Here is a 6,836-nt window from a genome sequence, read left to right on the forward strand (position 1 = left end):
TACAATAGCGATCGCAATAAATCCTGCTAACCCGGTCATACCAACTGTTAAATCGTTTCCTCCCTTAATCAGCGAAATAGGGAGTACTGCAAGTCCATTAATTGTGCCATGCATAATAGCTGCCGCAATAACTGATTTTGATTTGATTGTTATGTAACTATATATTGGGGCTAACAAAAAAGTCGAAATTGTCATCATGAATACGCCAATTCGATGATGCTGAGGATAATTATGTCCTTGTAAAATTAATGGAGCGTGCCATACTCCCCAAGTTAGACCAATAATTGCTGATGACTCCCGCTAATCAACTAAAATAAAATTAGCCTTTTAATTACTAGGTAGACTCATGGTTGAGCAACTTGTAATTCATGATGATGACTACTATGTTCCAGATGCTAGCCAGCTAGTAACAGAAGATGATACACCTGTGGACAATTTCGGCTCAGAAAAACAACAACGTCTATTAGTTAGTACTCTTTATAGTGCCATTTCACAGAATTTTATCGCTGCTGCTAATGTTGGTATCTACCATACAGATGGTCAACCACCCATCGTCCCTGATGTTTTTTTGAGTTTTGATGTGCAAGTACCTACAAATTGGTGGGAAAAGCAAAATCGTTGTTACATGGTTTGGCGGTTTGGTAAACCACCAGAACTGGTAATTGAAATTGTCTCAAATAAAGAAGGTGACGAACTTGGTAACAAGTTGAGAATTTATGAACAAATGCGTGTCAGTTACTATATAGTCTACGACCCTAGCCATCAATTAGGGGAACAAACCCTACGTGTCTTTGAACTTAGACCTAGACGTTACTTTGAAACTACAGAAACTTGGTTAGAACAAGTCGAGTTGGGTTTGACACTTTGGCAGGGAGAATTTGAAGGGAGACAGGATACTTGGTTACGTTGGTGTCACCAGGATGGTTCTGTCTTACTAACAGGAGACGAACGTACCCAAAGCGAAAGATTGGAGAAAGAACAAGCTATTTTGGAGAAAGAACAAGCTATTTTGGAGAAAGAACAAGCATTAGAGCGCTCTCAAATACTAGCAGAAAGACTCCGAGCAATGGGTATTGATCCAAATACTTTGTAGAGAATAATTGCCATAATAATAATTCGTACAGGACATATTCAAAAAACTTATACCTTTTTACCTCAGCGCTGGAGCTAACTGTTTTTGCAATTGACTTACAAACGGTAAACTTGCCATTACCAAATCGTAATCTTGTACAAAGTCAATTAGACAAGCAATTTCATCTACACCTGCGGCGCGAATTTCTTCAACAAAAGACCGACAACTATCAGGCGTACCAATGAGCGATCGCCCTTTCATAAATCCTTCTACACCAAATTGCAGTATACTATCGATATCGTCTTCAGAGAAGTTTTTAAGGCTGACTTTTAACCCCATACTCTTCGCCAAACTTTCTATTAATTCATAGTGGGTTTTCAGGTAATTGCAGAAAGGTTGGGTAACTTTTTCCTTAACTTCGTTGATGTCATCTCCTAGAAAAGTATGAATCATCAGCGCCACTTTCCCTGCTTGGCGATCGTGTCCATGTTTTGCTAGAGAGTTGCGGTAAAGTTTAATTTTAGAGGCAATTTCATCTAATGTACCACCGAGCAACGAAGTTAAGACATGCGCCCCTAGTTTACCAGCTTCCACAAAAGTTTCTGAAGACTGACAAGTAATCCAAATAGGAAGTTCTGGTTGTACAGGTCTAGGCAATGTTTTTACTGAGAATACTTTTCCTGTAGCATCTTGACGTTCAACCGGCTCGCCCCGCCAGAGTTTTCGCATCACCTCCAAATCGCGCCACATTGAGGCTTTGCGATTGACATGGGGTTCACGAGCTAAGACAAAATCATCCACAGTCCAACCAGAAGCAAAAGCGATCGCTACCCTTCCCTGTGATAAATTATCTACCACTGCCCATTCTTCAGTAGCTCGTACCGGATCGTGTAAAGGTAGGACAAAACTACCAGCACGTAATTGCACTTGTTTAGTAATCATAGCGATCGCTGCACTAGTAATTGCTGGATTTGGGTAAAGTCCTCCAAAGGCGTGAAAATGCCGTTCAGGAGTCCAAATAGCTGTTAAACCATTTTGGTCAGCAAATTTAGCACTTTCGATTAAAAGTTGGTATTGATCAGGACGAGCAACAGAGCCATCACCATCGAAATAAAACAGACTAAAATCCATAATTCTTTTGCATTCAACTTGAGGAAAAGGGGGATTCAGATGAAATATCTGAAAATTCCCCCTTTATTCATTCAAACATTTGACTAATTAGCTATGTTGTGCATAGCTAGTTAAACATTGGTAAACGCCGATGAATTGAGACTACTTGCTTGTGTATATTTCAGCACTGCTAATGTCTCATCATTTACTTTGATATCGGTATCAAATCCGCTCTGACTCAAAGTCAACTGGTCATAGCTCAAACCGCTTCCTAAACCAATGCGCTGACCAAAAGAAATTTGGAAGTTGTTGATGGTATCGACTCCTGCACCTTGTGCCAATACAACAACATCATTACCGCCGTTCAGGTAGAGGGTGTCATTGCCAACACCACCGTTGATCAAGTCATCTCCCGAACCGCTGTAGATGATGTCATCGCCAGCACCACCGAGCAATGTGTCTTTACCACCATTGCCAAACAGTTGGTCATTGCCAGAGCCACCATCTAGCAGGTCATTGCCAGAGCCACCAAACAGTTGGTCATCGCCACCTCTACCAAACTGTTTGTCATTGCCATTTCTGCCAAACAGTTGGTCATTGCCAGCAGTGCCAATTAGGGTGTCGTCACCCGCAGTACCAAAGGGACTGGTGGGTTCTTCAGCAGATAGCCCGAAACTGACTGTGTACTTACCAGTTTCAATCCCAAAATCAGGGTACACCTCGCCGGAACCACTGCCCACCGTCTTGGGATCGTAGTAGTCGTTGCCAAGTTGACTGATGCCGACAAAATAAGTACCATCCGTTTGAGCAGAGAACTCTAGGTAAGGATCGTTGAAGGTTGAGAATACCTCATCTGGTGCTGCTTGGAAGTCATCGAAACCAGTTTTCACCAGTTCTTTGCCCTCGGCATCGAAGACCCGTAGCTGCGAGTAGAGCAACTTAGAGTCTATTTCTGCGGCATCAACGTTGATTGAGAGCTGCTCCCCGGCTTTGAGATTAACCTTGTAAAGGTCTACATCTTCACTACCATCGACTTGAATCTGATTATCACCTTCACCGACAGTATATTCACCAATTTCGCCGTCAAAGGTAACGCTGGTATTGGTTGCACTCAGACCGATAGCGATCGCAGTTGCTAGAGTATCATTAGATTCTGCCGTTGAAGCAGGAGCCTGATCTGGAGAATCAACCAGTGTGAAAGTGGCGCTATTGGCTTCGGGATTAATTTGATAGCCCTCGCCAGCTAATACTGTTACGGTAGCAGTTTCTACACCTTCTGCTATATTATCGTTAGCGATCGCCACACTCAAACTAGCGTTTTTCTCAGTAATCTTCAGAGTGAAGGTGTTATCCTGGGCTGAAATTCCCACCAGTTCGCCTCCTTCAACAACGAGGCTTTCGGGAACGAAGTTTTCTTCCAGGTCAGTAACACTGACTGTAACGATTACCCCGGCTGTCGGTGGCGTGGCACTCAAGCTAAAGTTGAGCTTGCCTAGAGTTTCCTCTGTCTCAATCAACACTTTTGGTTCCGTACTGAGACTCACCTGAATCTTCGAGTCAGGGGTGTCTTTGATGGTAATGGTAGCCGAACCATTTGTTGGACTGACAGTGTAGCCTGCTCCGGGTTTGACCTCGAATTTAAACTCCTCAATGCCTTCAACAATGTCGGTGCTGTTGAATACAGGTAGAGTAATGGTTGCCGTTTGCTCCAACAGCTTGAAATAGAAACCGCTGACTGCACCATCAGCAGCAGGTACGCCACCCGTAAACTTGCCATCAAAGATGGCGAATTCATTCAGTGCATCCTGAGCATTACCGCTGATATAAACTTGTACACCTTCTGGTGGCGGTGGTTCACTGAGTGACAGAGTGATGACAGTGGTCGTTCCCTCTGATTCAATCAGTTCTGTCTGACTGAATGCGATGCTGACTTCTGGGATAACAGTAGGTGCAGGAACTTGAGCTACAGTGTCGTAGAAGGTGACAGTAGAACTGCTGGAATCAGAGACGGTGTACCCTACGCTCTCCACTACAGAGAAAGTAACAGTTTCAGCTCCATTGGTTTCAGCTGTTTTCCGATTAGTAGGCGGAATCACAATCGTAGCAAAAGCTTCCTCCAGGCGGAAGTTAAAACCAATTGCTTCACCTGCTTCGTTATAAACAGCATCTAAAAACTGTCCGCCACGGCTAAAGGGTTTATCGCTGAGGAGAGAACCGTAAGAATCACGATTTCCCAAATAGTCCAGCAAGGGATTGTCACTTTGGATATAAACTTCGATTCCACCTGTGGGAATTTCACCCTCTGTTGTTAGGACAAAGGTAAGAGCCGACCCTGCACCTTCTGCAACAGTTTCCGCTATTTCAGGTGAGAGAATTCCAAAGTCAAGTTTGTCAAAGTCATTCTTGTAAGTCCCTGCAATGGTGAACAAGGAAATTGCGGGGCCTTCTTTGTTACCAGCAGGAATCTCTGTCGGGTTGGCGATAAACGCATCCGGATCGTTGAGACTGATGTTAAGCGTGTATTTGCCGATGCCGTACTCATTGGGGTCAGTAGCCGAGTTGCCATTGCCACTAGCTGGCTTGAGTGGATCGTATTTTATATTGTTGTAGATGGCAACCCCAAGATAATACACACCATCCTCAGGAGCTGTGAATTCCAAATAGGATGCCCATTTGCCAACAAACAGTTCATCAGGAGCCGCACCATCTTCGTTGTAGCCTACCTGGACACCTTTGGCATCAAAGACACGCAGCGAGGTGTCCAGCTTACGACCTGGTTCAAACTGGTTCGCGTCAACATCAATCTTGATGGTGTCTCCGGCTGTGAGTTCAACCTTGTACAAGTCTACGTCTTCACTAGCATCGACAAGAATCAAGCCCTTCTCAGTTTCGTAGTTGTTATCATACTCAAAGTCGATTGTACTATCGATACTAAAGAAGGGATAGGCAGAACTCAGTTTCGTATCAAACGCCGTCTCAATAGTGTCATTGGGTTCGCTCACCTCAGTCAGAGGGGGCGTAAACTCTGGGATATCGGCGATGGTAAACTTCCCAAAATTAGCCGCTGAGTTAACTTGGTATCCCGTACCTGGTAGTAAGGTAAACAAAGCCTGTTCGACTAATTCCGGTACACCATCCGCCTTCACAGGTAGCTTGATAGTGGCATCTTTGGCAGTGATTTTGAAGTCAAAGCCGTTATTGCGGACAGAGGCAATTTCGCCACCCTCAATTACAATGCCATCCAGGTTAAACTCTCTGAGGTTGGGTGCATTGACTGAGACAGTCACGCCTGCTGATGGGGGCGTAGCACTGAGGCTAAAGGTATGTAGTGATACCGTCCCTTCTGACTCTACCAACACAGAAGGAGAGGTTGTCAAACTCACCTGAATTTGCGAAGTTGCATCGTCTACAACTGTAAATGTCACTCCTGGGGCGTCAGCGTCGATGGTGTAACCCGGTGCTTGTTGCAAGTTGAAGGTGATTTCATCGATACCTTCGACTTCGCCATCAGCAAAGGCTGACAGGGTGATGGTTGCTGTTTGCTCGGTAATTTTGAAGTAGAAACCATTGGCACTAAAGTTAGGTGTTGGGAAGACTCCACCCGTAACATCAGCGTTGTAGACATCAAAATCTCCCAGAACGCGTCCTGAGGCATCACTGGGACTGTTGACATATACCAACAGACCTCCGGTTGGGGGTGGTTCGCTCAGGGTAAAGGTTAAGGTGGTTGTGTTACCAGTAGCTTCACTCAACGAGGTATTGTTGGTACTGAGGCTAACCGTTGGAGTTACTGTAGCAGCAGGTACTTGGCCGAGGCTCTCGTAGAAAGTGACAGTAGAACTAGCAGCGCCAACGTCATAACCTGCACCCGCTTCTAGGGTAAAGGTGGCTGTGTCGGTGGTCGCACCCGCACTGTTGTCTTTAACTGAGAGGTTAATCAGGGCGTTGGCTTGGGTAAGCTTGAATTTGAATCCGGTGGCTTCACCCTCTGAGTTGAAGACTGCACCAACGAATTCGCCTCCGGGGCTAAATGGTTCGGTTCCTAAGTTGCTGAAGTAGTCTCGGAAGGCGATATCACTGTTGAGTGTTACAACTAGTCCGTCTTCTGGAATTTCGCCATCCACACTGAAGACGAATGTCAACAGGGAGGCGCCATCTTCTAAGGTTTTGACTATGGCTGGTGCCAATAGATTATCTTCAAAGTCGAATGCTCCTGCGATCGTGTTGAAGGATACTGTTGGCTCAAGGGGAGCAGGAGCAGGGGTGAGGTCAATGCTGAGTTCGTAGTTGCCAATGTTGGTTCCAGAGGCAGGAATGATGCGACCACCGCCACTACCTGCTGTGAAGGGGTCATAGTAACGATTAGCATTGGCGGCGACACCAATATAATAGGCTCCGTCTGCGGTGGCAGTGAATTCTAGGTAAGCATCGCGGTTGGAAACAAATAACTCATCCGGGGCGGGGTTGTTAAATGATGTTGCCAACTGGGTGCCTGTGGAGTCAAATAGCCGCAGTTCCGTATCGACAAATTGGTTGTTTTCAAACCCTTCAATTAGGAAGGGCACGGAGTCAGTGTCAATTTTAATCTTGTCGCCTGCTTTGAGTTCGACTTTGTACAGGTCTACATCCTCTGAAGCATCAATGAAGTTCCCTG

4 protein-coding genes are annotated in these 6,836 nt (G+C 45.3%); 1 reads left to right on the forward strand and 3 read right to left on the reverse strand.

The annotated features are described in order from the left end of the window. Window positions 1–285, reverse strand: a 285-nt coding sequence (locus tag LC574_RS19600) for a CPBP family glutamic-type intramembrane protease (RefSeq protein ID WP_368736709.1), incomplete at its 3' end; no start/stop codon positions are given. Between the two features lie 61 nt (window positions 286–346). Between LC574_RS19600 and LC574_RS19605 the strand changes: the two genes are divergently transcribed. After that, the gene (locus tag LC574_RS19605) at window positions 347–1,093 is read left to right on the forward strand and encodes a Uma2 family endonuclease (RefSeq protein ID WP_229455045.1); all 747 of its coding nucleotides are present in this window, start codon (window positions 347–349) and stop codon (window positions 1,091–1,093) included. Window positions 1,094–1,150: 57 nt separating this feature from the next. Here the strand turns inward: LC574_RS19605 and LC574_RS19610 are convergent, their stop codons facing one another. Both LC574_RS19610 and LC574_RS19615 read right to left on the reverse strand, forming a co-directional pair. After that, window positions 1,151–2,203: an LLM class flavin-dependent oxidoreductase gene (locus tag LC574_RS19610; protein WP_229455046.1), complete on the reverse strand. Its 1,053-nt coding sequence runs from the start codon at window positions 2,201–2,203 to the stop codon at window positions 1,151–1,153. A gap of 110 nt (window positions 2,204–2,313) precedes the next feature. Then, window positions 2,314–6,836, reverse strand: a 4,523-nt coding sequence (locus tag LC574_RS19615; RefSeq protein ID WP_229455047.1) for a pre-peptidase C-terminal domain-containing protein, incomplete at its 5' end; no start/stop codon positions are given.

This window comes from Nostoc sp. CHAB 5715, assembly GCF_020829685.1.
Classification (GTDB): domain Bacteria; phylum Cyanobacteriota; class Cyanobacteriia; order Cyanobacteriales; family Nostocaceae; genus Nostoc.